The 25,433-nt window shown below is 61.2% G+C and carries 25 protein-coding genes; 20 read left to right on the forward strand and 5 right to left on the reverse strand.

All coding sequences use genetic code 11. From position 1 onward, the window contains the following. Nucleotides 1-40 precede the first annotated feature (40 nt). Nucleotides 41-835, reverse strand: a complete 795-nt coding sequence (locus G9X64_RS15055) for a pyrroline-5-carboxylate reductase family protein (protein ID WP_171376837.1) — start codon at nt 833-835, stop codon at nt 41-43. A gap of 10 nt (nt 836-845) precedes the next feature. Next, nucleotides 846-1,475, reverse strand: coding sequence for a TetR/AcrR family transcriptional regulator (locus tag G9X64_RS15060; protein WP_171376838.1), 630 nt, complete (start codon nt 1,473-1,475; stop codon nt 846-848). 147 nt (nt 1,476-1,622) lie between these two features. On the opposite strand from G9X64_RS15060, the gene G9X64_RS15065 reads away from it, so the two are divergent. From G9X64_RS15065 to G9X64_RS15155, 19 genes are all read left to right on the forward strand, one after another. Next, nucleotides 1,623-3,659: an NADH:flavin oxidoreductase gene (locus G9X64_RS15065; RefSeq protein ID WP_168313326.1), complete on the forward strand. Its 2,037-nt coding sequence runs from the start codon at nt 1,623-1,625 to the stop codon at nt 3,657-3,659. Nucleotides 3,660-3,689: 30 nt separating this feature from the next. Continuing rightward, nucleotides 3,690-4,295 carry a dimethylsulfoniopropionate lyase gene (locus G9X64_RS15070; RefSeq protein ID WP_168313327.1) on the forward strand — a complete coding sequence of 202 codons (606 nt, stop codon included), beginning with the start codon at nt 3,690-3,692 and terminating at the stop codon, nt 4,293-4,295. Nucleotides 4,296-4,313: 18 nt separating this feature from the next. After that, nucleotides 4,314-5,063 (forward strand): electron transfer flavoprotein subunit beta/FixA family protein, encoded by a 750-nt coding sequence (locus tag G9X64_RS15075; protein ID WP_171376839.1) that lies wholly within the window; start codon nt 4,314-4,316, stop codon nt 5,061-5,063. Nucleotides 5,064-5,088: 25 nt separating this feature from the next. Beyond that, nucleotides 5,089-6,030, forward strand: coding sequence for an electron transfer flavoprotein subunit alpha/FixB family protein (locus tag G9X64_RS15080; protein WP_171376840.1), 942 nt, complete (start codon nt 5,089-5,091; stop codon nt 6,028-6,030). 15 nt (nt 6,031-6,045) lie between these two features. Then, a complete protein-coding gene (locus G9X64_RS15085) occupies nt 6,046-6,741 on the forward strand; it encodes a dimethylsulfonioproprionate lyase family protein (protein ID WP_168313032.1) in 696 nt (231 codons plus the stop codon). A 152-nt stretch (nt 6,742-6,893) separates the two neighbouring features. After that, entirely contained in the window at nt 6,894-8,021 is a 1,128-nt protein-coding gene (locus G9X64_RS15090; RefSeq protein ID WP_171376841.1) for an S-(hydroxymethyl)glutathione dehydrogenase/class III alcohol dehydrogenase, read from the forward strand. A gap of 3 nt (nt 8,022-8,024) precedes the next feature. Next, on the forward strand, nt 8,025-8,861 hold the full coding sequence (fghA, locus tag G9X64_RS15095; protein WP_171376842.1) for an S-formylglutathione hydrolase: 837 nt from the start codon (nt 8,025-8,027) through the stop codon (nt 8,859-8,861). A gap of 54 nt (nt 8,862-8,915) precedes the next feature. Next, on the forward strand, nt 8,916-9,488 hold the full coding sequence (gene gfa / locus G9X64_RS15100) for an S-(hydroxymethyl)glutathione synthase (protein WP_171376843.1): 573 nt from the start codon (nt 8,916-8,918) through the stop codon (nt 9,486-9,488). A gap of 3 nt (nt 9,489-9,491) precedes the next feature. Then, nucleotides 9,492-9,674, forward strand: coding sequence for a hypothetical protein (locus G9X64_RS15105; protein ID WP_171376844.1), 183 nt, complete (start codon nt 9,492-9,494; stop codon nt 9,672-9,674). 217 nt (nt 9,675-9,891) lie between these two features. After that, on the forward strand, nt 9,892-10,608 hold the full coding sequence (locus G9X64_RS15110; RefSeq protein WP_171376845.1) for a GntR family transcriptional regulator: 717 nt from the start codon (nt 9,892-9,894) through the stop codon (nt 10,606-10,608). After that, nucleotides 10,605-11,516 (forward strand): dihydrodipicolinate synthase family protein, encoded by a 912-nt coding sequence (locus G9X64_RS15115; RefSeq protein ID WP_171376846.1) that lies wholly within the window; start codon nt 10,605-10,607, stop codon nt 11,514-11,516. Before G9X64_RS15110 ends, G9X64_RS15115 begins: the two co-directional genes overlap by 4 nt. Beyond that, nucleotides 11,509-13,026, forward strand: a complete 1,518-nt coding sequence (locus tag G9X64_RS15120; RefSeq protein ID WP_171376847.1) for an aldehyde dehydrogenase — start codon at nt 11,509-11,511, stop codon at nt 13,024-13,026. Before G9X64_RS15115 ends, G9X64_RS15120 begins: the two co-directional genes overlap by 8 nt. After that, nucleotides 13,023-14,369 carry an NAD(P)/FAD-dependent oxidoreductase gene (locus G9X64_RS15125; protein WP_171376848.1) on the forward strand — a complete coding sequence of 449 codons (1,347 nt, stop codon included), beginning with the start codon at nt 13,023-13,025 and terminating at the stop codon, nt 14,367-14,369. The genes G9X64_RS15120 and G9X64_RS15125 overlap by 4 nt, the downstream gene beginning before the upstream one ends. Nucleotides 14,370-14,448: 79 nt before the next feature. Next, nucleotides 14,449-15,300, forward strand: coding sequence for a glycine betaine ABC transporter substrate-binding protein (locus tag G9X64_RS15130; RefSeq protein WP_171376849.1), 852 nt, complete (start codon nt 14,449-14,451; stop codon nt 15,298-15,300). Between the two features lie 118 nt (nt 15,301-15,418). Then, a complete protein-coding gene (locus G9X64_RS15135) occupies nt 15,419-16,525 on the forward strand; it encodes a quaternary amine ABC transporter ATP-binding protein (RefSeq protein WP_171376850.1) in 1,107 nt (368 codons plus the stop codon). 5 nt (nt 16,526-16,530) lie between these two features. Beyond that, nucleotides 16,531-17,379, forward strand: coding sequence for an ABC transporter permease (locus G9X64_RS15140; RefSeq protein WP_171376851.1), 849 nt, complete (start codon nt 16,531-16,533; stop codon nt 17,377-17,379). After that, the gene (locus G9X64_RS15145) at nt 17,376-18,227 is read left to right on the forward strand and encodes an ABC transporter permease (protein ID WP_171376852.1); all 852 of its coding nucleotides are present in this window, start codon (nt 17,376-17,378) and stop codon (nt 18,225-18,227) included. Before G9X64_RS15140 ends, G9X64_RS15145 begins: the two co-directional genes overlap by 4 nt. A gap of 17 nt (nt 18,228-18,244) precedes the next feature. Continuing rightward, entirely contained in the window at nt 18,245-19,243 is a 999-nt protein-coding gene (locus tag G9X64_RS15150) for a 4-hydroxyproline epimerase (protein WP_171376853.1), read from the forward strand. A gap of 29 nt (nt 19,244-19,272) precedes the next feature. Next, on the forward strand, nt 19,273-20,286 hold the full coding sequence (locus tag G9X64_RS15155) for a GlxA family transcriptional regulator (protein WP_168313039.1): 1,014 nt from the start codon (nt 19,273-19,275) through the stop codon (nt 20,284-20,286). A gap of 54 nt (nt 20,287-20,340) precedes the next feature. Here G9X64_RS15155 and G9X64_RS15160 read toward each other — a convergent pair whose 3' ends face one another. Next, complete coding sequence (locus tag G9X64_RS15160; protein WP_171376854.1) at nt 20,341-21,411, reverse strand: FAD-binding oxidoreductase; 1,071 nt, start codon at nt 21,409-21,411, stop codon at nt 20,341-20,343. Nucleotides 21,412-21,421: 10 nt separating this feature from the next. Next, nucleotides 21,422-22,675, reverse strand: coding sequence for an aromatic ring-hydroxylating oxygenase subunit alpha (locus tag G9X64_RS15165; protein ID WP_168315900.1), 1,254 nt, complete (start codon nt 22,673-22,675; stop codon nt 21,422-21,424). A gap of 111 nt (nt 22,676-22,786) precedes the next feature. Here G9X64_RS15165 and G9X64_RS15170 point away from each other — a divergent pair, with 111 nt between their 5' ends. Next, nucleotides 22,787-23,674 carry a LysR substrate-binding domain-containing protein gene (locus G9X64_RS15170; protein ID WP_171376855.1) on the forward strand — a complete coding sequence of 296 codons (888 nt, stop codon included), beginning with the start codon at nt 22,787-22,789 and terminating at the stop codon, nt 23,672-23,674. An 11-nt stretch (nt 23,675-23,685) separates the two neighbouring features. Here the strand turns inward: G9X64_RS15170 and G9X64_RS15175 are convergent, their stop codons facing one another. After that, nucleotides 23,686-25,338, reverse strand: a complete 1,653-nt coding sequence (locus G9X64_RS15175; RefSeq protein WP_171376856.1) for an acyltransferase — start codon at nt 25,336-25,338, stop codon at nt 23,686-23,688. Nucleotides 25,339-25,433: the final 95 nt, after the last annotated feature.

Raw genomic sequence — 25,433 nt, forward strand, 5'->3', positions numbered from 1 at the left:
TTTGCTGAGCGGGGCGCCGCAGGACCCACTCCAACGGTTGTCAGGAAGCGTCTCCCATACTCACCGATTTCTTGAATGCCGCCGATAGTCCCTTCGCGACCGAAGCGTCGAACCCCGCAACGCGCATGCTTTCGATGGCCGCCGCAGTGGTGCCGCGATAGCCGACAAAGGTCTGAACGACATCGTCAGGAGATTCATCTTGGCGCTCCAGCAGGCGGCCGGCGCCTGTGATCACCGTGTTGACGGCGCGCCGCGCAATCTCCGCCGGCAGGCCATTTGCGATGGCATCGCTCATCATGGCGGCGGCGAGCAGCGCCGGGAAGGCCGGTCCGGACCCGGAAAGACCCGTGAGGTAATCGATGTCGCTTTCCCTTGCGACCTCGTCCTCAGATCCGCATGCCTGAAAAATCGCGCGGACGAGCGCCCGGTCGTCTTCGGTGACATCGCTCGCGCCAATCCACGGCGTATAGGACCTGGCCACTTCGGCGGCGGCATTCGGCAAAGCGCGGACGACGCGACCGGTCTTGTGGCGCTCGGAAAGTGCGCCCAAGCGGATGCCCGCCATGACTGAGATGACGAGCTTGCCGCCGGCATCGACCGTCAGAGCATGCCAATCATCAGGGCGGACGGAAAGAATGATCACGTCCGAGCGGTCGGCAAGCGCCTGATTGTCGGTGGTCAGGAAAGAATTCGGGAAACGGCGCGGCTGCTCGCTGCGATAGGAGAGGGAGAGATTTCGAGGTTCGACCAGGCCGGCATCAAGGATGGAGCCGGCGATTGCTCCGCCAAGCCAGCCACCGCCGCCAATGATACCGATCCTCAAGGAAGCGCTCATCCGGCCTTCCCTAACCCGGCCTATAGCCGTGCCGGGAGAAGAAGCGATCGAGCTCCCTCTGCTGCGGCACTTCGCCGGTGTAGATCGCGATATATTCGGGAATCCGTTTCATGCGGACGGCGAGTTCCTCCTTGGACTGCATGGAGATGTATCCGATCTGCACGAGGTAAGTTGTTCGCGCTCGGACATCTGATGTCGCTTCTGGTAGCCCGAACCGGATAAACATCCGCTTGAGGGCTTCCAGCCGAAGCTGATCGGCTTGCCGGACTTCGGCGAGAATCTCGTCGGACTGCAGCGCCCAGCTGCGCACAGCGAATTCGAACCTGGCGTCGAACAGATCATTGTTGAGCCAGCAGTCGAAGACGTTGAGCATCGCCTCGGCAAGCGATTCCGCGTAGGCTTCGGACTGCTTGACGATGTTGCCGGTGTTTTTGTCGCGCCACCGCGCCACGAGCCCGGCCAGCAGTTCCTCCCGGTCCTTGAAGAACCAGTAGAAGCTTGTGCGCGAGAGGTTGAGCTTCTTCGCCAGGGGCAGAATTTTCACCGAATCCACGCCGGAATCCAGCAGCGAGTGGTAAGCTGCTTCCAGCCATCCCTCCTGTGAGCCGCGCCAGCCAGTATCGTTCAATGCCTGATCCATGGGCTATCTCCTATCAAACTATCAAGCCGCGCACAAGAAAAATGTACATAAGTGTCGAAAACGACGACCCAAATGTTTTCAATATTGACACATATGTACATTGTGCTTAGCGTCTCCTCTGACGTTTTTAATCCGGAACCACGGCCCATGTCGAACGATCCCCTTCTTCAGCCCTATCAGCTCAAACATTTGACGCTACGCAACCGTATCATCGTGACCTCCCACGAACCGGCCTATCCGGAAGACGGCATGCCGAAGGAGAGGTATCGCGCCTATACGGTGGAGCGGGCAAAGGGCGGCGTGGCCTTGACGATGACGGCAGGCTCGGCCGCAGTTTCCAGGGACAGCCCACCGGTCTTCAACAACCTGCTCGCCTACAAGGACGAGATCGTGCCCTGGATCCGGGAAATGACCGACGCCGTGCATGAAGAGGGTGCGGCGATCATGATCCAGCTCACCCATCTCGGCCGGCGCACGCGCTGGGACAAGGGCGACTGGCTGCCGGTAGTGGCGCCGTCGCATCAGCGCGAGGCGTCCCACCGCTCCTTCCCGAAGAAGATGGAAGATTGGGACATCGAGCGCATCATCAAGGATTTCGCCGACGCTGCCGAGCGCATGAAGGCGGGCGGCATGGATGGCGTCGAGCTGGAAGCCTACGGCCACCTGATCGACCAGTTCACGTCTCCGCTCACCAACGAGCTCGACGGCCCCTATGGCGGCTCGCTCGATAACCGTTTGCGCTTCTGTCTTGATGTGTTCAAAGCGATCCGGCAAAGGGTGGGGAACGACTTCATTCTGGGCGTGCGCTATACCGCCGACGAATGTCTTCCCGGTGGCACCGGCAAGGGTGACGGCATCGAAATCTCCAAGCGGCTGAAGGAGAGCGGCCTCATCGATTACCTGAACGTCATTCGCGGCCACATCGATACCGATGCGGGCCTCACCGACGTGATCCCAATCCAGGGGATGGCGAATTCACCGCATCTCGATTTCGCCGGCGAAATTCGCGCCGCAACCAACTTTCCGACCTTCCATGCCGCGAAAATCCCTGACGTCGCCACCGCGCGCCACGCGATCGCCTCCGGCAAGGTCGACATGGTCGGCATGACCCGCGCCCACATGACCGACCCGCATATCGTCCGAAAGATCATCGAAAAGCGGGAAGACGATATTCGCCCCTGTGTCGGCGCCAATTACTGTCTCGATCGCATCTACCAGGGCGGGGCGGCCTTCTGCATCCACAATGCCGCCACCGGCCGCGAACTGACCATGCCGCATATCGTGGCGAAGGCCGACGCCAAGAAAAAGGTCGTCATCGTCGGCGCTGGCCCGGCCGGTTTGGAAGCGGCGCGCGTCGCCGGAGAACGCGGCCACCAGGTCGTCGTTTTCGAAGCAGCGAACCATCCCGGCGGTCAGATCCGCCTCACCGCTCAAAGCGAGCGCCGCAGGGAAATGATCAGCATCATCGACTGGCGCATGAGCCAGTGCGAGAAATACGACGTCACCTTCCACTTCAACACCTGGGCGGAAGCCGACACCATCGAGGCCGAGAATCCCGATGTCGTCATCATCGCGACCGGCGGCCTGCCGCACACCGAGGTCCTTGCCAGCGGCAACGATCTGGTGGTCTCGTCATGGGACATCATCTCCGGCGACGTGAAGCCTGGAACCAACGTGTTGATCTTCGACGACGCCGGCGATCATGCCGGCTTGCAGGCGGCAGAGTTTCTCGCCAAGGCAGGCGCCAAGGTCGAGATCATGACGCCGGACCGGTCCTTCGCGCCCGAGGTCATGGCCATGAACCTGGTGCCCTATATGCGCTCTCTGCAGAAGCATGACGTGACCTTCACAGTCACCTATCGTCTCGAAGCCGTCGAGAAGAGCGGCAACCAGCTCGTCGCACATGTCGGCAGCGATTACGGCGGGATTGCCAGGCAGCACAGCTTCGACCAGATCGTCGTCAATCATGGGACCATTCCGCTCGATGAGCTCTATTTCGAGCTGAAGCCCAGCTCGAGCAATCTCGGCGAGATGTCGCACGACCAGCTTCTTTCCGGAGAACCACAGTCGGTGATCCGCAATCCTGACGGCAAGTTCCAGCTGTTCCGGATCGGCGATGCCGTCGCCGCACGCAACACGCATGCAGCCGTCTATGACGGCCTGCGCATTGCGAAAGATATCTGATCGCAAGAGTGGGTCTCGGGAGGTGATGACATGAGTTTACGCAATGAAAGCCTCCAGGTTTTCGTGGACGCGACTTTCGTGGCTTTCGACCAGTTCACGAAGGCCCCGGAGGCCCGCCGCTCGATCCATCAGATTTCTGCGGCGCTGGAGCGTCCGGGAACCGCGCGTGCGTGGCCGGGAAGCCGATTGCCTGTGTGCGCTCTCCTTGATGTGGCGCTTTCCGTCGATACGTCCTATCCTTCGCTGACGCGTTTGATCGAGGGGTTCAAAGGCATCGAGCCAATGCTTGAATGGCGCCGGCGCACCAAGTATGACCACACGGCCAGCGGCAATTTTGTCGATGGGCATGCCAACGCCATGATTATCGGCCCGGGAGGATTGGAGGAGCGGAGCGACCTGTGGATCGGCGTGACGTTGATGGCGCCTCACGTGCGTTATCCCGATCACGACCATGCGCCCGAGGAAGTCTATCTCGTGCTTTCCGAGGGAGAGTTCCAGCAGGGGGAAGGTGACTGGTTTTCGCCGGGTATCGGCGGATCCTTCTACAATGTCCCAGGCATCAAACATGCCATGAGGTCGCTCGACACGCCGCTTTTCGCCTTCTGGGCATTACTTGCCGAACGGCCAGCAGTTTAGAAATAAAGGGGGTTGCCCATGAAGATTCTCGTGCCCGTCAAACGGGTTGTCGACTACAACGTGAAGATCCGGGTGAAGCCGGATGGCACGGGTGTCGAGCTTGCCAATGTGAAGATGTCGATGAACCCGTTCGACGAGATCTCGGTGGAAGAGGCGTTGCGGCTGAAGGAAGCCGGCAAGGCCGAGGAAGTGGTGGTGGTGTCGATCGGTCCGGCCAAGGCCGAAGAGACGCTGCGCACCGCTCTTGCCATGGGCGCCGACCGGGCGATCCTGGTCGAGACGGATGATGCGGTCGAGCCGCTGACTGTCGCCAAGATCTTGAAGGCTGTGGCCGACGCCGAACAGCCCGGCCTGATCATCGTCGGCAAGCAGGCGATCGATGACGATTCGAACCAGACCGGCCAGATGCTGGCAGCACTGCTTGGCATGCCCCAAGCGACCTTCGCCTCGAAGATCGAGATCGGTGATGGCAAGGCTCAGGTGACCCGTGAAGTCGATGGCGGCCTGCAGACGATCGAGGTCAAGCTGCCGGCGGTCGTCACCACCGATCTGCGCTTGAACGAACCGCGCTATGCCTCGCTGCCGAACATCATGAAGGCGAAGAAGAAGCCGCTCGACAAGAAGACGCCTGGCGACTTCGGTGTCGACACCACGCCGCGCCTCAAGGTGTTGAAGACCGAGGAGCCGTCGGGCCGCAAGGCCGGCGTCAAGGTCAAGTCGGTCGCCGAACTCATCGACAAGCTCAAAAACGAAGCCGGCGTGCTGTAATCAGGTTGGAACAGGAGCCATCATCATGACCATTCTTCTTCTGGCTGACCACGACAATGCCAGCCTGTCCGATCAGACCGCCAAGGCGCTGACGGCCGCCGCAAAGATCGCCAAGGAACAGGCAAGCGACATCCACATTCTCGTTGCCGGCAAGGCGGCCAAGCCTGCTGCCGAACAAGCGGCCAGGCTTGCCGGCGTCTCCAAGGTGCTGCTGGCCGAAAGCGACGCACTGGCCAACAACCTGGCCGAACCGCTGGCCGACCTGATCGTCTCGCTGGCTGGCAGCTACGACACGATCCTGTCTGCCGCCACCTCGGTCGGCAAGAACGTGCTGCCGCGCGTCGCCGCTCTTCTCGATGTCGCCCAGGTCTCCGAGATCATCGAAGTGATCTCGTCCGATACCTTCAAGCGGCCGATCTATGCCGGCAATGCCATCCAGACGGTGCAGGCAAGCGATGCCAAGAAGGTGATCACCGTTCGCACCGCCTCCTTTGCCTCCGCACCGGAAGGTGGCTCGGCCACCGTCGAGGCGATCCCGGCGGTTTCCGATCCGGGGCTTTCGACCTTCGTCGGCGATGCGCTGTCGGCCTCCGACCGGCCGGAACTGACGTCTGCCAAGATCATCATCTCCGGCGGCCGGGCGCTCGGCTCGGCCGAGAAGTTCAGGGAGGTCATCCTGCCGCTTGCCGATAAGCTCGGTGCTGCCGTCGGCGCATCCAGAGCCGCCGTCGATGCCGGCTATGCGCCGAACGACTGGCAGGTCGGCCAGACCGGCAAGGTGGTGGCGCCGCAGCTCTACATTGCCTGCGGCATATCGGGTGCCATCCAGCATCTGGCCGGCATGAAGGATTCGAAGGTCATCGTCGCCATCAACAAGGACGAGGAGGCGCCGATCTTCCAGGTCGCCGACTACGGATTGGTCGCCGATCTCTTCGACGCCCTGCCGGAATTGCAAAAGGCGCTCTAGCGGGGGAGACCGAACGTGGCGCGCGTCGTGGGACGTCCAATCAAACCTGGTGCCGACCTTCTCCTGAACGATGACGAAAAGCCGGCATACATACGGCTGCACGACATCGGTAGGGAGAGGCGCTCTCGGCCGCTGCAGGAATTCCTCAATGATGTCGGCGGCCTGATGCTGTCGGCGGAGGCTCCTGCCGTCGCCAGTTTCGTCGCGGGCAAGGTTCTCCAGAGGCTGCTCAAGACCGGGAAGGTGCGTCCGGAGGGCGGGCCTCTTCCCGGCGCGCCCGAAGGGCTGGATGACGCCATCGAACATCTTGCAAAATCGGGACGGAAATACGAGGCGATCGCCGGCCAGTTCCAGAGTCTCGCCGATAAGCTGCTCTGGAGACGCGGCCGCTCCGGTCCGTTCGCAAGCTTGAATTTCGGCAATACGCACTCCCATGCAGTCTTGGTCGGTCCCGGCGGCATGGAGGAACGCGCCGATCTCAGGGTCGGCGTGATCTATATGGATCGGTATACAAGATTTCCCGATCATGTTCAGACCCAGCCCCGCGCCTTCATTCTGCTTTCGCCGGGTGAAATCTGCCTTGGCAATTCCGAATGGTTTTCCGCCGGTATCGGCACGGTCTTTGCAAATGACGCCGGGCAATCCTTCGCGATAAGATGCACAGCGCGGCCGCTGCTGGCGGTCTGGTGCCAGATTGAGCGGGAGACGTGATGGGGTCCTTGCGACAATGGGTCCGAGATGAACGAAAAGCTTGAACGCCCGGGCTTGAAGTCTCGGCGGTAACGCAGCGAAGCAGATCGGCGAGAAGCCGGTCGATCCGAATATGCAGCATCAGAATTCAGTTTAAGAGGAAGGATATCAAAATGGACGTTCGCGCCGCCGTTGCCGTTCAGGCAGGAAAACCGCTCGAAGTGATGACCGTGCAGTTGGAGGGGCCGCGGGCCGGCGAAGTGCTGGTGGAGGTCAAGGCGACGGGCATCTGCCACACCGACGATTTCACTTTGTCGGGCGCCGATCCGGAAGGCCTCTTCCCGGCGATCCTCGGCCATGAGGGCGCCGGCATCGTCGTCGATGTCGGCCCCGGCGTCACTTCGGTGAAGAAGGGCGACCACGTCATTCCGCTCTACACCCCGGAATGCCGCGAATGCTATTCCTGCACCTCGCGCAAGACCAATCTCTGCACCTCGATCCGCGCGACCCAGGGCCAGGGCGTGATGCCGGACGGCACCTCGCGCTTCTCGATCGGCAAGGACAAGATCCATCACTATATGGGCTGCTCGACCTTTTCGAACTTCACCGTGCTGCCGGAGATCGCCCTTGCCAAGGTCAATCCCGACGCGCCGTTCGACAAGATCTGCTACATCGGCTGCGGTGTCACGACCGGCATCGGCGCCGTCATCAACACCGCCAAGGTCGAGATGGGCGCGACGGCGATCGTCTTCGGGCTCGGCGGCATCGGTCTCAACGTGCTCCAGGGCTTAAGGCTTGCCGGCGCCGACATGATCATCGGCGTCGATATCAACCCTGACCGCAAGGCATGGGGCGAAAAGTTCGGCATGACGCATTTTGTCAATCCGAAGGAGGTCGGCGACGACATCGTGCCCTATCTCGTCAACCTGACCAAGCGCCACGGCGACCTGATCGGCGGCGCCGACTACACCTTCGACTGCACCGGCAACACCAAGGTGATGCGCCAGGCGCTGGAAGCTTCCCACCGCGGCTGGGGCAAGTCCATTATCATCGGCGTTGCCGGCGCCGGCCAGGAAATCTCCACCCGTCCCTTCCAGCTGGTTACCGGCCGCAACTGGATGGGCACCGCCTTCGGCGGCGCGCGCGGCCGCACCGACGTGCCGAAGATCGTCGACTGGTACATGCAGGGCAAGATCCAGATCGATCCGATGATCACCCACACCATGCCGCTGGATGACATCAACAAGGGCTTCGAGCTGATGCACAAGGGCGAAAGCATCCGCGGCGTGGTTGTGTACTGAGCCATGAAGACGATCTCGACCGAAAATTCTCATGGCGGCACCCAGGGCGTTTACCTCGATCGCTCAGATGTCTGCGACTGCGACATGACCTTTGCGGTATTCCTGCCGCCACAGGCCAAAGCACGAAAGCTGCCGGTTCTATGGTACCTTTCCGGTCTGACCTGCACCCATGCCAACGTCATGGAAAAGGGCGAGTATCGGCGTCTTGCCGCAGAACTCGGCATGATCATCGTCTGCCCCGACACCAGTCCGCGGGGCGATGCCGTCCCGGATGAACCTGGTAATTGGCAGTTCGGAAAGGGGGCCGGCTTCTACGTCGACGCCACCGAGCCGCCGTTCGCGCAGAACTATCGGATGTACAGCTACGTCGTCGATGAATTGCCGAAGCTTATCGAGGCCGAGTTTCCGGTCGACATGACGCGACAGGGCATCTTCGGTCACTCGATGGGGGGCCACGGCGCGATCACGATTGCGCTCAAGAATCCCGAACGCTTCGGCAGCTGCTCGGCCTTCGCGCCGATCAGTCATCCATCGGTCTCCGGCTGGTCAAAGCCGGCATTCCAGAAATACCTCGGATCGGATGAAACGCGCTGGCGGGCATATGATGCCTGCTCGCTGATCGAGGACGGGCACCGGTTCCCGGAATTCCTCGTCGATCAGGGGACGGCGGATGGCTTCCTGGAGGATGGATTGCGCCCTGAAGAGCTCAGGCAAGCCTGCGAAACGGCCGGCATCAGCCTGCGGCTTCGCATGCAGGAAGGCTACGGCCACTCCTACTTCTTCATTTCGACTTTCATGGAAGACCATCTGCGCTGGCACGCGCGAAGGTTGGGAGACTGATTGCAGAGCTTGGCCGGGCATATCGCAAACGGCCCAGAAGGGGAGGAGAAACCCATGACCAGCATAGCCATACATCCGGCAGTGGATTCAGGCTTTCGGGCGACTGACGCTGCTTTCGCAGGCGGGACGCTTGTCTGCAAGTGCGCCAGCAACCCCGTGAAGGTCAGGATCAAGAGCGATATCGCCCACAATCATGCCTGCGGCTGCACGAAGTGCTGGAAGCCCGAGGGCGCAGTCTTTTCAGTCGTGGCAGTTGTGCCGACCGAAAGCGTCGAAGTTCAGGAGAATGGCGACAAGCTCGCTGTCGTCGATTCGGCTGCCTTGATCCAGCGCCACGCCTGCAAGGAATGCGGGGTGCATATGTATGGGCCGGTCGTGCGCGAACATGCGTTCCAGGGATTGTCGTTCGTCCATCCGGAACTGTTTCAGGAAAGCGGCTGGGCGAAGCCGGGCTTTGCGGCCTTCGTGTCGTCGATCATCGAAAGCGGCTTCGACCCCCCCAAGATGGACGCCGTCAGGGCGCAGTTGAGGACGTCCGGCCTCGAGCCTTACGATTGCCTGAACCCTGGCCTTATGGACTACATCGCAACCTGGGTCGCCAAGAAGAGCGGCGTCCTGGCCGCGTGATCGATGTCGGGGAGCGCCGAGCTCGGCGCTCCCCAGCAAAACCGCCGCTATCCGGATATCGAGATACGCCGTGATGACCGCGCGCCGGCCTGCCGGCGGCCAGGCTTCCGACGCCTGATGATCAACGTCGATGCGCACTGCATCAACCTCGATTGCAGAGAAATTCTCACCGACCTGCCACCATAATCCGCTTGGAAAGAAACCCCGCGATGGCCGTCGCCGTGGAGCGCCGATCATGGGTCGCGCTTTGAAATGACGCCCGAAAGGACATTGGGCCGCCTTGCTTGGAATTATTGTGTATTTAAGGAATAATAATTGTGTACATAAAGTACACAATTATTGACTCGCGGCGGGGGGCGTGCCATTTTTGCGGCGTAGAGCAACCAGCGGCCGGAGAGCGACGATGGCGAAGACACCGAAGAGCAATCTCTACGAAGATCTGAAACGACAGATTCTGACGATGGAGCTGGATCCGGATGCCGATCTGGATGAGGCCAGTTTAAGCGAAAAATACGGCCTCTCCCGGACGCCGGTCCGCGACATATTCCGGCGCCTTGCCGGTGAGGGCTATATCGACATCCGCGAGAACAGGGGTGCGCGGGTCATCCCGATGAACCACTCCACCCTGCGGAATTTCTTTCTCGTCGCGCCGATGGTCTACGCGGCGATCGGCCGTCTCGCCGTGCAGAATTTCAAGCCTGTCCAGCTTTTAGACCTGAAGCAGACCCAGGAGCGGTTCCGCGCCGCCAGCGACAACATGGACGCTCTGGCGATGGTCCTCGAGAACAATCGCTTTCACGAAATTTTCGGCGAGATGTCGGGCAACGTCTATCTGCAGCCAAGCCTTGGCCGGCTGCTCATCGATCACGCGCGTATCGGTCACACCTTCTTCCGGCCGAGGAACGAGGACATGAAGCGGCGGCTTCAAGTGGCCGTCGGCCATCATGACAGCTTCATCGATGCGCTCGGCGCTCACGACGAGAATGCCGTGGTCGACCTCGTCTTCGAGCACTGGGAATTGTCCCGCGAGAACATGGAAATGTTCATCGCCCCGCAAGGCCTCAAGGCGGACGCCTTCCTCGGCGGCCCCGCCACGCAACTCTTGGAGAAATCGTCGTGAAGTTTGAGGGGATCTATACGCCGGCGGTGACTCCGCTTGATCAAAATGGCCAGATCGACAGGGCTGGATTTGCCGCCGTGCTCGAGTCGCTGATCGAGGCAGGCGTCCACGGCATCATCGTCGGCGGCTCGACGGGCGAATACTACGCCCAGAGCAGCCAGGAGCGTTTCGAGCTCGCAGCCTATGCGAGGGAAGTCATCGGCACGCGGCTGCCGCTCATTATCGGAACCGGCGCCACGCGGACCGAAGATTCGGTCGAATACGCAAAGGCGGCGAAGGAAATCGGCGCGGATGCAATCCTGGTGTCGTCGCCGCCATACGCGCTGCCGACCGAGCGCGAGAATGCGGTCCACGCCCTGACCGTCGACCGCGCGGCGAACCTGCCGATCATGCTCTACAATTATCCGGCCCGCATGGGCGTGATGATGGGCGAGGAGTATTTCTCCCGTCTCGGCAAGTCCAGAAACGTGATCGCCATCAAGGAAAGCTCCGGCGACATGGGCAATCTGCACCTGCTTGCACGGAAATTCCCCCATATTGCGCTGTCCTGCGGCTGGGACGACCAGGCGCTCGAGTTCTTCGCATGGGGTGCGAAGAGCTGGGTCTGCGCGGGCTCCAATTTCCTCCCGCGCGAGCATGTCGCCCTCTACGAAGCCTGCGTCCTCGAAAAGAATTTCGATAAGGGCCGCGCCATCATGACGGCGATGCTGCCGCTCATGGATTTCCTGGAATGCGGGAAGTTCGTCCAATCGATCAAGCATGGATGCGAATTGATCGGGCTGAATGTCGGATCGGTCCGCGCGCCGCTGCGTCCGCTCAACTCCGAAGAAAAGCGAACCCTTCAGGCCGTCGTCGTCACCTTGAAGCGCACGGTCGGCCAGATCACCTCGGGAGCAAATCATGCATGAACCCTTGACCGCCTCCGAATACAAGGCGATCGCCGCCGGCCTTCAGTTTCCGACGAATGCCTTCGTCGACGGCGCATTTCGCCCGTCCAATTCCGGGCAGACATTCACCTCGACGAATCCCGCGACGGGTGAGGTTCTCGCCGAGATCGCCGCATGCGACGCCACCGATGTCGACGCCGCCGTCGCCAAGGCAAAGCAGGCCTTCGACGACGGCCGCTGGCGGCTGCGTTCGCCGGCAGAACGCAAGACGGTGCTCCTCAAGCTCGCCAGGCTGCTGGAGGACAATCGTCATGAGCTCGCCGTCATGGAGAGCCTCGACAGTGGCAAGCCTGTCGGCGAATGCCAGACGGTCGATGTTCCCGATACCATTCACACGATCCGTTGGCACGCCGAACTGATCGACAAGCTCTATGACAACACCGCGCCTGTCGGCGCCAACGCACTGACGATGATCGTGCGTGAGCCGGTCGGCGTCGTCGGATGCGTACTTCCGTGGAATTTCCCGCTTTTGATGCTGGCCTGGAAGATCGGCCCGGCGCTCGCTGCCGGCTGCTCGGTTATCGTCAAGCCTGCACAGGAGACGACGCTCACAACGCTGCGCGTCGCCGAACTCGCCCATGAAGCGGGCATTCCAGCCGGCGTGTTCAATGTCGTGACCGGAGGCGGCAAGGAGGTCGGCGAACCGATCGGCATGCACATGGATGTCGATATGGTGGCCTTCACCGGATCGACGCCCACCGGCCGCCGCTTCCTACGCTATGCAGCGGATTCGAACCTCAAGCGCGTCGTGCTCGAATGCGGCGGCAAGAACCCCGCGGTCGTTCTCGACGATGCCGAAGACCTGGACCTCGTTGCCGAGCAGGTTGTCAACGGCGCCTTCTGGAACATGGGCGAGAACTGCTCGGCCACGTCACGTCTCATCGTTCATTCCAAGGTTAAGGACGAGCTGCTGAAGCGCGTCGGCGCCTATATGCGCGAATGGAAGACGGGCGATCCGCTCGACCCTGCAAACCGCATCGGCGCGCTTGTCAGCAAGGCCCATTTCGAGAAGGTGAAATCCTTCCTCGACGACGCCAGGAAGGAGAAGCTGACGGTCACCCATGGCGGTGAAACGCATGGCGGCATCTTTATCGAACCGACAGTGGTCGAGGGTGTAACGCCTGCCAGCCGCCTCTTCCAGGAAGAGATCTTCGGCCCGGTGCTTTCGGTCACGACGTTCAATTCGCTTGCCGAAGCGATCGCTCTTGCCAACGACACGAATTACGGTCTCACGGCGTCCGTCTATACCGGCAGCCTGAGGAACGCCATCAGGCTCTCGCGCGAGATCCGCGCCGGCGTCGTCACCGTCAACTGCTTCGGAGAAGGGGACGCTACTACGCCGTTCGGTGGCTACAAGGAGTCCGGGTTCGGCGGCCGCGACAAGTCGGTCTTCGCCCACGATAACTACTGCGAACTCAAGACGATCTGGATCGATGTCTCGGAACGCTCGGTCGACGAGACCATCCGATGATCTCGAAGTCGGTCAAACGTTTGCCTGTTGAGAATGGCGTCTCGGGCTGGGAGGCGGTCAGCGAGCGTCCTTTCCCGGTCCGGCCCCTCGACGGCGACGTGACCGCGGATTGGCTGATCGTCGGCGCGGGGTTCGCTGGCCTCTCGGCGGCGCGCCGTCTTCTCGAACTTCGGCCAGATGACAAGATCGTTATCCTTGATGCAAGCGAAGTGGGGAAGGGGACGTCGGGCCGAAATTCCGGCTTCATGATCGACGTTCCGCACAATCTTTCAGGCGGGGAGTATTCGAGTGGAGAGGCGGAAGCCACTCGGCTGGAGATGGCCCAGAACCGCTCAGCGATAGCCTTTGCCGCGCAGGCAGCTGAGGAATACGGGATGTCGCGCGAGACATTCGACCCGGCGGGAAAGATCAACGCCGCGGCCACTGCTCGCGGCCTGAGGCTCAACCGGAGCTTCGGAGAATCCCTGATGGGCGCTGGCGAGAAGCATACGTTTCTCGACGCGAAAGAGATGCGGGAGATCACCGCATCGGATTACTACACCGGCGGGCTTTACACGCCCGGAGCGGTGCTTATCCAGCCCGCCGATTACATCCGCTCTTTTGCGGCGGGCCTGTCGGGCAGGGTCAGTATCTTCGAGCATTCTCCTGTCAATTCACTCAAGCAAGACAGCGACACCTGGAGCGCCATGACAAACCGAGGGAAGGTCACTGCTCCAAAGGTGATCCTTGGGGTCAATGGCCACATCGACGATTTCGGGCACTATCGCGGCCGCCTGATGCACATCTTCGCTTATGCCTCGATGACAGCGCCGTTTCCAGCAGACGACTTCGGCCAGAAGGCCTCAGGGCAGGACAAATGGGCGCTGCTCCCAGCAGATGCGATGGGAGCCACGATTCGAAAGATTACCTCCGCTGGCCAGTCGCGGATCGTAATCCGCACGAAGTACACCTACGAAAACAAGCTGGAGGCGTCGGACTGGCGCATGGGCAAGATGGCCAAGGCCCATCGAGACGCGCTCGACGCGAGGTTCCCGGGTCTCGCGGATGTCCCTTTCGAACATAGCTGGGCGGGTCGTCTGTGCCTCAGCCGGAACCACGTCCCCGCCTTCGGCGAGATCGAAGAAGGACTGTTTTCCGCATGCTGCGAAAACGGGCTTGGGACGGTCAAGAGCACACTCGCCGGCATGATGGCGGCAGAACTGGCGACCCGAACGGCCTCCCGGCATCTCGAACAATACATGGATCACCCTGAGCCTTCGAGGCTCCCGCCGGAGCCGTTCGCCTGGCTGGGCATCAACGCGATGATCCGTTTGCAGGAATTGCGTGCAGGCCGCGAGGGATGATCCCTCGGCCCGCGCAATATGAAGACTGCCCGCTCGCAGACTTCAATGACAATGGGAACGAAAAACAGGAGTAAGAACAATGAAGACCTTGTGGAAGGCGCTCTGCGCCGCTGCGATGATCGGAGTGAGCATCCTTCCTGCTCGCGCGGAAGAAAAGACGATCACCATGGGTACGATGTCGTGGGAGGACCTGACGCCCATCACCGGTATCACCAAGAAGGTTCTCGAAGACGCTGGCTATACGGTCAAGGTGACCGAGTTCTCCGAGTGGGGCATCGCCTACGCCGCTCTCGCCAAGGGTGACATCCAGGTTCTCACCTCGCAGACGGACTATGTTGCGCAGGACTACTGGGACAAGAACAAGAACCGCCTTGAAAAGATTTCGCCCGTTTCGCACGGCCTCTATCAGGGCGTTGCGGTTCCCAAATATGTCCCGATCGACTCGCTGGAACAGCTCAATGAAAACGCCGACAAGTTCAGCGGCAAGATCATCGGCATCGAACCGGGTTCCGGCCTGATGCGCGATACCTCGAACGCGGTTAAGGACTACGGCCTCAAGCTCCAGCTCGTCGAGGGTAGCACCGCCGCGATGACGGCGGCGCTGAAGTCCGCCTATGATCGCAAGGAGTGGATTGCGGTGACGATCTGGGAGCCGTCCTGGATGGTCCAGAAGTACGAGGTCAAGTACCTCAAGGATCCGAAGGGCGTATTCCCGCCGCCGCAGAGCTACTACTGGATCGGCCACAAGGGCTTCTCTGAAGAGAACCCGCATGCGCGTGAAGTGATGGCCAGCGTCTATGTGCCGATCGCCGACATCACCGCCATCAACGGCGCAGTCAATGAAGGCAAGACGATGGACCAGGCCGTGCAGGATTGGATCGGCGCGCATGCCGACCTGATCAAGCGCTGGGAAAACATCAAGAAGAACTAAACGCGTCGTGGCCGTCCGATCCGTCGGGCGGCCACAGCGCCGCGTCCTTTCAGACGCACAAAGGACGCTGTGAGGTTCAACGAGAGAAGCCAGCACCGATTGGCTCAAGGGGATCGCTATGAAAACCGTAAATGCCGATATCAATGACGTCCTGATCGACTGCCAATCCCTTTGGAAAGTCTTCGGTGACAAGTCCGCTGCGGCAATGAAGTCAATCAAGGCGCGCGGCCTCGGCAAAAAAGAGGTCCTGAAGGAGTTCAACTGTGTCGTCGGCGTATCCGACGCGAGCATTGAGGTCCGACGTGGCGAAATCTTCTGCATCATGGGATTGTCGGGAAGCGGAAAATCGACGCTCATTCGCCTTCTCAACAAGCTGATCACGCCGAGCTCTGGGAAAGTCCTCGTCAAGGGACGTGACCTCGCCGCCCTGTCGCCGGTCGATCTCCGGCAGATGCGCGCCAGGAACATCGGCATGGTGTTTCAAAGCGTCGCTCTGTTGCCGCATCGGACAGTCCTGGAAAATGCGGCCTTCGGCCTCGAGGTTCAGGGAATTGCCAAGCCGGAGCGAAACAAGACAGCCGTTGCAGCGCTCGAGAAGGTCGGCCTCGCCGACTGGGTGAACCGATATCCGAACGAGCTTTCCGGTGGCATGCAGCAACGCGTCGGGCTCGCCCGCGCGCTTGCTTCCGACCCCGAGATCATTCTGATGGACGAGCCGTTCAGCGCTCTCGATCCGCTCATCCGGCGTCAGCTTCAGGACGAATTCCGGCAACTGACGAAAGCCTTGGGCAAGTCCGCGGTCTTCATCACCCATGATCTCGACGAGGCGATCCGGATCGGCGACCGCATTGCTATCATGAAGGACGGCGTCATCATCCAGACCGGCACGGCCGAGGAAATCATCCTCAACCCGGCGGATGCCTATGTCGCCGAATTCGTCGCCGGCATATCCCGCCTCCATCTGATCAAGGCGCATTCCGTCATGCGCAGCGTCGCCGAATTCCAGCAGAGCGCGCCGAATTCCGACATCGCGTCGCTGGTGCGCACGACGCCGGACGCCGACATCGACGAACTCATCACACTGACGATGCAGTCGGAGCGCGACGCCATCGCCGTCGTCGACAATGATCAGATCGTCGGCGTGGTCACGCCACGCAGCCTGCTGATGGGCGTCAAGGGAACCTCCACCCACGATCTCCCGGCGGCGTCCCACAACTGGAGCTGATTGACATGGATAGTTCAGGCTTCACCGATCTTTTTGACGAATGGACGGACTCGGCGCTCGAGTGGGTGAGCGACAACGGCGAATTCCTTTTCGATTCTATCAGACAGGTTCTCGAAGGGCTCTATGACGGGATCCTCTGGCTCCTGCAGCTTCCGCCTTTCTACCTGGTCGCGCTGATCGTGGCGCTCATCGGCTGGCGGCTGGTCAATGTCTGGTTCGCCGTGTTGAGCGGCGCCGCGCTGGCGCTTTGTTTTTCCATGGGCCTCTGGCCCGAGACGATGAGCACGCTCGCGCTGGTCTTGACCGCAACCGCACTCGCCCTGGCGATCGGGATACCAATCGGTATTGCCGCCGGTTTCTTCCCCGCCCTCGATCGCTTCATGGAGCCCGGCCTGGATCTTATCCAGACGCTTCCGCCATACATCTACCTGCTGCCGGCGATTGCCCTGCTCGGCTACGGACCGGCGACGGCACTGATTGCGACGGTGATCGTCGCCGTGCCGCCGGCAATCCGGCTGACGTCTCTCGGTATCCGGATGACGCCCAGGGAGTTCATCGAGCTTGGAGAGGCGCTGGGGATGACGCCGGCCAAGATGTTCTTCAAGATCCGCCTTCCCTTCGCGCTGCCGAGCATCATGGCAGGGATCAACCAGAGCCTGATGATGGCCTTCGGCATGGTCGTCATCGCAGGCATCGTCGGTTCCGGCGGGCTTGGCGAGACGATCTATGGCGCGATCAGAACGCTCGACATCGCGACCTCCATCAATGGAGCGATCGCCATCGTGGTCCTGACCATGGTGCTTGACCGGATAACCCAGAGCGCCGCTCGCTTGGGAACGGTGAGGAAGTCATGAATCCGTCCAACCTGCAGTTTTCGCCCGGCGCTTTCCTGGCGCCGTTAGTCGATTGGCTCAACACCAACCTTCATCCGCTGTTTGCGGCGATCAGTTACCTGGTCGAAGCGCTCCTTTCCGGATTCGAGGCGGCACTCCTCTTCGTGCCGCCCTATGGGCTTATTGCGATCGTCGTCATCCTGGCATTCGTCGCCGTCGGTCTGCACGCCGCGATCCTTGCGGGTCTTTGCCTGGGGTTCTGTCTCCTCATGGGGCTGTGGACGGCATCGATGCAGACCCTCTCCCTGGTCACTGTCGCGGTTCTGATCTCCGTGCTCATCGCCTTTCCGATCGGCGTCCTGTGCTCGCGCCACAAGACATTGGAGGCGATGGTTCGTCCGGTTCTCGACGTGATGCAGACCGTGCCGCCATGGGTCTACCTCATTCCTGCGGTGATGATCTTCAGCCTTGGACGTGTGCCGGCAATCATCGCTACCATCGTTTATGGCATTCCGCCGATGCTCCGCCTGACCACGCTGGCGTTCAACCAGGTGCCGAGAGAATTCGTGGAACTCGGCAGCGCGATCGGCGCGCCGCCTCGTTCGGTGCTTTGGAAGATCGAGATCCCCTTGGCCAGGCAGACGCTCCTCGTCGGGCTCAACCAATGCATCCTTCTGTCACTGGCGATGGTGGTATTGGCGGGGCTCGTCGGCGCCGGCGGTCTCGGCGCCGAGGTGACGCGCGGCCTGACGCGCATGGAGATGGGGCTTGGCCTGCGGGCGGGCCTGGCGATCGTCGCCGTCGCTCTTCTGCTCGACCGGCTGTCCCGCGGCCTGCTCGACCGTGACAGGCTGCCGAAGACGAGATGAGCAAGAGACACAAAAAGATGAGAAACAGCTTCTTCTGCATCGACGCCCATACGTCGGGAAATCCCGTGCGCCTCGTCGCCGGAGGTGGTCCGCTGCTTCCGCATGCGCCGATCAGTGAGCGACGGGAGATTTTTGTCCGGGATCACGACTGGGTGCGCAAGGCGCTGATGTTCGAGCCAAGGGGGCATGACATCATGTCGGGCGCGATCATCTATCCGGCCTACCGGGAGGATTGCGATTTTGCCGTTCTTTTCATCGAAGTGAGCGGTTGCCTGCCGATGTGTGGCGCCGGCACCATCGGCACCGTGACCGCCGCGATCGAGGAGGGGCTCGTCAAGCCGCGGGAGCCGGGAAGGCTTGCCATCGAGACGCCTGCAGGAAGGGTCGACGTCACTTATGAGCAGAAGGGCGGATATGTCGAATCCGTTCGTCTCCACAATATTGCGAGCTATCTTCATGAGGCTGATGTCGAGGTCGATGTGTCGGGAATGGGCCGTCTGCGCGTCGACATATCCTATGGCGGCAACTATTATGCCGTCATCGAACCGCAGGAAAACTGGAGTGGCCTCGACGGCATGACCGCATCGGACATTGTCGGCTGCAGCCAGAAGCTCAGGTCGGCACTTGCCGATATCTGCGATCCCATTCATCCCCACGACGCCAGGATCCGCGGCGTGCATCATGCGATCTGGTGCGACCGCCCCGTCAACGACACTTCGGATGGGCGGTGCGCGGTCTTCTATGGCGAGAAGGCCATTGATCGCTCGCCGGGCGGCACCGGCACCTCCGCCCGCATGGCCCAACTCTATGGGAAGGGACGGCTTACCGTAGGGTCGAGATACCGGCATGAAAGCCTGATCGGAACCGTCTTCGAGGGCCGGGTCGTAGCCGAGGCACGCATTGGGCCCTATAGCGGTATTCTGCCGAGTATCGGAGGCTGGGCGCGCGTCATCGGCCATAACACCATTTTCGTTGACGATCGTGATCCGCTGGCGCACGGTTTTCAGATTCGTTGAATGCATTCAGAAACGGTGATGAGATGACTATGCGACCCGGGCAGCATCGGCAGGCAGACGGCGCCGCGAAGCCCGCTGCCCGGCTCAAGGTGGGTTTCGTTCTGGCGCGATCGTTCACGCTGTCGGCTTTCGCGCTCTTCGTGGACACGCTACGGCTTGCCAGCGATGAACAGGATCGTTCCGGAAGGGTCCTCGCCGACTGGCAGGTGATCGGCAGCACGCGTCATCTGATCACCGCGAGCTGCGGTGTCCAAGTCGCGCCGACGTCGGATTTCGTCGACCCGTCGCGCTTCGACTACATCGTCGTCGTCGGCGGCCTGCTGACGGTGGAAAATCCCGTCGACCAGCAGACCATCGCTTTCCTCAAGCAGGCGGATGCCAAGAAGGTGCCGCTGATCGGCGTGTGCACCGGTACGTTCATTCTTGCCGCGGCGGGCCTGATGAAGCGGCATGAATCCTGTGTGAGCTGGCTGCACTACAAGGAGTTCCGGGAGCGTTTCCCCGACCTTAGCGTTCGTTCCGACCGGCTCTTCAATCTCGACCGCCAGCGTGGGTCCTGCGCCGGCGGCAGCAGCGCCGCCGACATGGCGGCGTTGCTGGTCAGGAAATACATCAGCCGCGATGCCGAACGAAACGCGCTTGAGGTGCTGCAGATCGAGCGCGCCCGCGCACCTGCGGACGTCCAGCCCCGGCGTCCGCTCTATGACGATTATGACGATGCCCGCGTCAAGGCGGCGATGATCACGATGGAGCAGTTCGTCGACGGCAGCATGTCGATCGAGAAGCTTGCCTCTACGGTTGGACTCTCGCGACGGCAGCTGGAGAGGATCTTCATCGACAAGACAGGAATGTCTCCAGCCAAGGCCTATAGTCGCGTCCGAATGGAGCGGGCGAAGTCGATCCTTGCCCAGTCGAAGGCGCCGCTGATCGAGATCGCACTGGATGTCGGCTTCGAAAACGCCTCGCAGTTTACGAGAACGTTCAAGCGCACATTCGGGCAAACGCCTTCGCAGCATCGCGCGGCAGCTTTGAGAGCGCACTGAACGCGCAATGCCGGATCAGCTAAGTAGGCTCCTCGGGTGGTGCGTACCCAGCGCTCAGCGTTCGATGACAAGATCGCTGAGCGGCTTGGAGCAGCAGGGCAGGAAAAGGCCGGCGTCGATTTCCCGCTGACGAATTCCGCCATTGTGGTTCATGTCGACCGTGCCTGACGTAAGCTTCGACTTGCAGGTGCCGCAGACGCCATTCGCGCAGGACGACGGGATCCTGACGCCTGACTTCTTCGCACATGAGAGCACGCTCTGGTCGGCGGAGACGTCGATGCTGCGGGCCTGCTTCGAGAAGGTGACCTGAAAGACCTTGGCAGATGCCTCCTGAACCGCAGGGATTTCGGGTTCGTCGATGACCGCGGCGTCGAAGCTTTCCTCCAGGTAGTTCGAGCCGGGCACGCCGAGTTCGGCGGCAATGCCGCGCGCGGCGGCCATGAACGGGGCGGGGCCGCAGCACATCACGGTTCGCTCGGCGATATCGGGAACCGCAAGCCGCATGTAATCCTTCGAAATACGGCCGGTCAGACCGGGCCAGGACGGCTCGCCGGCTACGGTCTCCGGGAGGAAATGCAGGCGTAGGCCTTTCAGCCTGCGGGCGATGCAGGCCAGTTCGTCGCGAAAGATCAGATCCTGCGGCGTCCGGCCGGCATGCATGAAGACGACGTCGGCAGGTTCGCAACTGTCGGCGAGTTCCCGCAGAATGGACATGACGGGGGTAATGCCGGAGCCGCCGGACAAAAGCAGAAGCTTACGTCCCGACGTCTCGGGCCTGACGAAGTGGCCGAGCGGGCCGTTCGCCCTGACGGTCGCGCCGGGAACCAGGGTGTCATGAAGCCAGTTGGAGATCTTGCCGCCGGGAACGCGCTTCACCGTCACGGAGAAGGCGTTCGTCCGATGCGGCGAAGACGAGATGCTGTAGCACCTGTTTTCAGCGTCTCCATTATGTTCCAGGTCGAACAGAAAATACTGCCCTGCCTTGAACATGAACCGCTTGCCCTCACGGGAGGCAAAGGTGAACGTCTTGACGTCATGGGTCTCCTGCTGAACGTCGAGGCAGACGAGCGCGTCGTCTTCTTCAGGGTTCCATAGGTCGTGAAGGGCGGCCCTGGCTGCGGGCATCTGCGGGCTCCTAGTATCCATGGGCGCGCATCCGATCGATGTACCAGCTGGCGAACTTGTCGAGGTTCGTCTCGGAAAAGCGGGAGTAGGGGCCTGGCTGATAGGCCGGGTCGAGAGCGCCGGCATGGGAGCGCGCGACAAGGTCGGCATCCTGGTCCGTCGTCGCGACCCAGACATCCGTCAGCTTGTCGAGATCGTAATCTACGCCTTCGACGGCGTCCTTGTGGACCAGCCACTTGGTTCTGACCAGCGTCTTGCCCGCGGAGAGCGGAATGACGGTTGCCACCACGGCATGGTCGCCCATGAAGTGGTTCCAGCTGTTGTGGCCCCAAAGATGCGTGTCGCCGAGATCCTTGCGGGTCATGTGCCCAAGAAGCTTGGAGGATGCGGCGGTGGCATCATGGGTCTGGGATTCGCCGGCGCCGGCGATGATCAGCCGCTGGGTGCGGAAATTGGTGGCGCAGTCGGCGAGCTGCTCGACCGCAGCCGAGGGGAAGCCGTCAGACTCCCACGCCTTGGTCCGCTCTTCATACAGCCTGAAATGCTCCTCGGCCTGTTCGCGATCCTCCGGGCTCAGCGTCTCGGGATCGAAGCCGAAGTCGAGATCGACGAAGGATACACAAAGCTCCGGATGGTTCGCGGAGCAATGGTAGCATTCGCGATTGTTTTCCATCGTGAGCTTCCAGTTGCCGTCCTCGATGACATCCGTTTGGAAGGCGATCTTTGCGTTCCGGATGTCGTAGGGGGCGAGGCGCTCGGTCATGGTCTGTTCGAGGATAGCAATGTCCTCGGGCGGATTGTCGGAGAGACAGACATAAATCAGTCCGCCGATCGACTTGAAAGTGACGGGCTTGAGGCTCCGACACTCCTTGTCGAAGTCCTTGCCCATGTGAGGCGCGTAGCTGAGCTCACCCGTCAGTTCGTATGTCCATGTGTGATAGGGACAGACGAGTTTTGAGACGATCGTCTTGCCCGGATCGAGAAGGCGGGAGCCGCGATGGCGGCAGACGTTGTGCAGGACGCGAATTTCTCCGTCGTCGTCACGCAGAAGGATCAGGCTCGTCCTGCCGATATCGATGACCGTGGCGTCACCGGGTTCGGGAACATCGCAATCGAGACCGACACAAATCCAGTGATTGTGGAAGAAGACGTCGATGTCTGCTTCGAACACGTCTTCTCTGACGTAAAGGCCGGCCGGCAGAGAGTGACCATTGGCACGAGCGTCGAGAAGGGCGGAAATGGAAGACGGGAGCTTGTTTAGCATCAGAACCTCTTATGCGAGAGTTTCCTGAGATTGCCCTTGCAGAGCTGATATTTCAACGGCATAAAAAATTAGGTTCGCATGAGTTTTTATCATGCGATGAGGAGTTCTGTGATGCACTTTCGAAGACGGATCCCATCGCTGACGGCACTGGTGACCCTGGAGGCGGTGCTCAGAAAGAAGAGCTTCACCACGGCTGCGACCGAATTGGGTGTCACCCAGGCGGCGGTCAGCAGACAGATTGCATTGCTGGAGGAAGAATTCGGCCAGCCCTTGTTCGTGCGCAAGCATCGGGCGATCGAGCCCACGTTGGCATGCATCAACCTCGGAGCCACGCTGGCCAAGAGCTTTGCCGATATCGCCGAGAGCGTGGAAGCGCTCCAGTCGCGCAGCCAGGACGTGTTGACCATAGGGGCGACCGTTGCATTCTCTTCTTTCTGGCTGCTGCCGCGGCTGGCCGAGTTTCGCCGTGCGAACCCCGGCATCCTGGTGCGGGTGATATCCCAGGACAGCCCGATCGCTCTCGATAACGGAGAAGTCGATGTGGCAATTCGATATGGTGTGCCTCCCTTCAGCGATGGCACCGTCATCGCCTCGCACGGCGACGTCATCTGCCCCGTCTGCTCTCCCGACTATCTCAGGCGTCGCGGAGATGGCGCGCTCGGCTCCGCCGACGAATTCATCGAAACGGACGTTCTCGATCGTTCCTGGTATAGCTGGGCGCAGTGGTTTTCGCTCACCGGCGCCAACCTAGAGGTAAAGCCGTCGCTTCGGTTCAACCACTATACCGAAACCATTGCAGCCGCGCGCGCCGGCCAAGGTATTGCCTTGGGATGGCGCATGCTGGTGGGCACGTTTCTGGAGGATGGAACCCTGGTGCAGGTCGGCGGCGGCGAGCTTGCCGCGGAAGATCGTTACAACGTGATCGTGCCGGTCAAAGCCAAGCGAAGCAATGCACGCGACCTTGCCGCCGCCTGGCTGACGGCATCACTGCACGGGTGATCGACGCGTAGTCACAAGCCCAGTCCCACGGCTGCCGTCCGGTGAACGCCTTTAGGGACGAAGGCGAAACGATCTGCCAGGCCCAGGATATCGGCCGCCAGGTGAACGACGGAAAGCCACATTTCCGTCCCCTGCAAACTTGGTTCAGCACCGTCGGCAAAGGGGAATCCCTCGCCATCTCGCCATCTCTCCAGTGCCCTCGATATGACCTTGCGGGCGATCGCCTCGCCGTCGGCCCGCCTGTAGTCTGTCTGCCGGGCAATCAGCAGCAGAGGATGAATCGTATCGAGCAGGTTGCACGCATTGTATTTTGCAGCAACGAAGCCCTTGTGGTTGCGATAGTTGAGGTGAACCGTCTCGAGCGAGGCGTGCGGCTGGGGAAGTGCCACGCCGAACTGGGCGTAGGTGCCGCGCGTCAGGCGATAAAAGCCGTTCACCGGTTGAAGCCATCCTTCCGGCGCGGTCGGTTCACCCCATAGCCCCGAGACGCTGTTGGCATTCCGGCTCAGCCACTCGAAAAGCGCCTGCCGTGCCTGCCCGACGCCGAAATACTTCGCATTGTAGTACATGGCGGTTCCGATCGCATCGACAACGCTGCCGGCGTGCCATGCCCGGGTCGACCAAGGCAGGGCGCTCAGCCATTCATCCAGCTCCCTGGCGCCGAGCTCGACCGCATGGACCGGTTGGCGCGGACCGGAACCAAGCAGTTCAAGCGCATAGCCAACCGCAAGGACGTTATAGAGCGCCTTTGGATCATCCCGCAGCGCCTTGCCATGCATTCGCCCATGCTCTTCCGGGAAAAGGCCGGTCTCTTGGTCCTGAAGACCTTGGAGACGCTCGACTGTCTCCGCCGCATCGAGATGGGGTGGCAGGTGGCCGAAGCCGGCAGCGATCTCGATTGCATCGCAGAGATGTCGGATCGCCGGTCTGCGGATACCGTCTGCCTCCAGCGATTCATAGGATCCTTGCGTTTTCCAGCGTGCCAGGATCTCCGGCCACTGGTCTTTTGCTTTCTGGCCGAGCCTCACCAATTGATCTTCGATGTCGCCAGTGCCGGTTTTCCGGGGCGCCGAGCCTCGGCTTCGCAGCACCCGGGCGGGCACGCCACCGGCAATCGCCATGGCGGGAATGTCCCCCGTGACCACCGCTCCGGCGGCGATCACCGCACCGTTTCCAATCGTGGCGCCATCAAGGATCACGCAATTGGCGCCGACCCAGACATCGTCACCGATCACGATCCCGATGCTGATGACGCCCTGGCGGTGTATAGGAATGGTCGGATCGTCGAAGCCATGATTGAAGCCGACGATCGATGCATGCGAAGCAATCCGCACGCCATGACCGCACGTCACCGTGCCGGAAACACAGGCATAGGGATTGATGGTGCAATCGTCACCCAGGATCACATGGCCGCGAACGAGCGCGTGCCCGGCGATCCAGGAGCGCTCGCCCATCGTCAGGCTTTCGGTGAAGATTGCGGCATGCTCGGCAATGTAGGACGTCTCGGCCAGCTCCGCACCGCATGATCGCCTGAGTTCCGCCTTGCGAGAGAGGTGGGCCGGATGATGGAGGTCAGGCGCAATGTGTTCCCAGGTCAGGTATTGAAGCCTTCGCGCTTCCCTTTCTTCGCCCGCCGATGTTTGCTGGCTTCTGACGTGATCCATCCTGCTCCTCATTCCCAGGTTCAACCGCCGAATATTCGTCTGATTCAGCGATCCGTTGCCTCGCTGCATCAGACGGCCTGATCCGTCCAAAAGCA

It is taken from the genome of Rhizobium sophorae (assembly GCF_013087515.1).
Lineage (GTDB): Bacteria > Pseudomonadota > Alphaproteobacteria > Rhizobiales > Rhizobiaceae > Rhizobium > Rhizobium sophorae.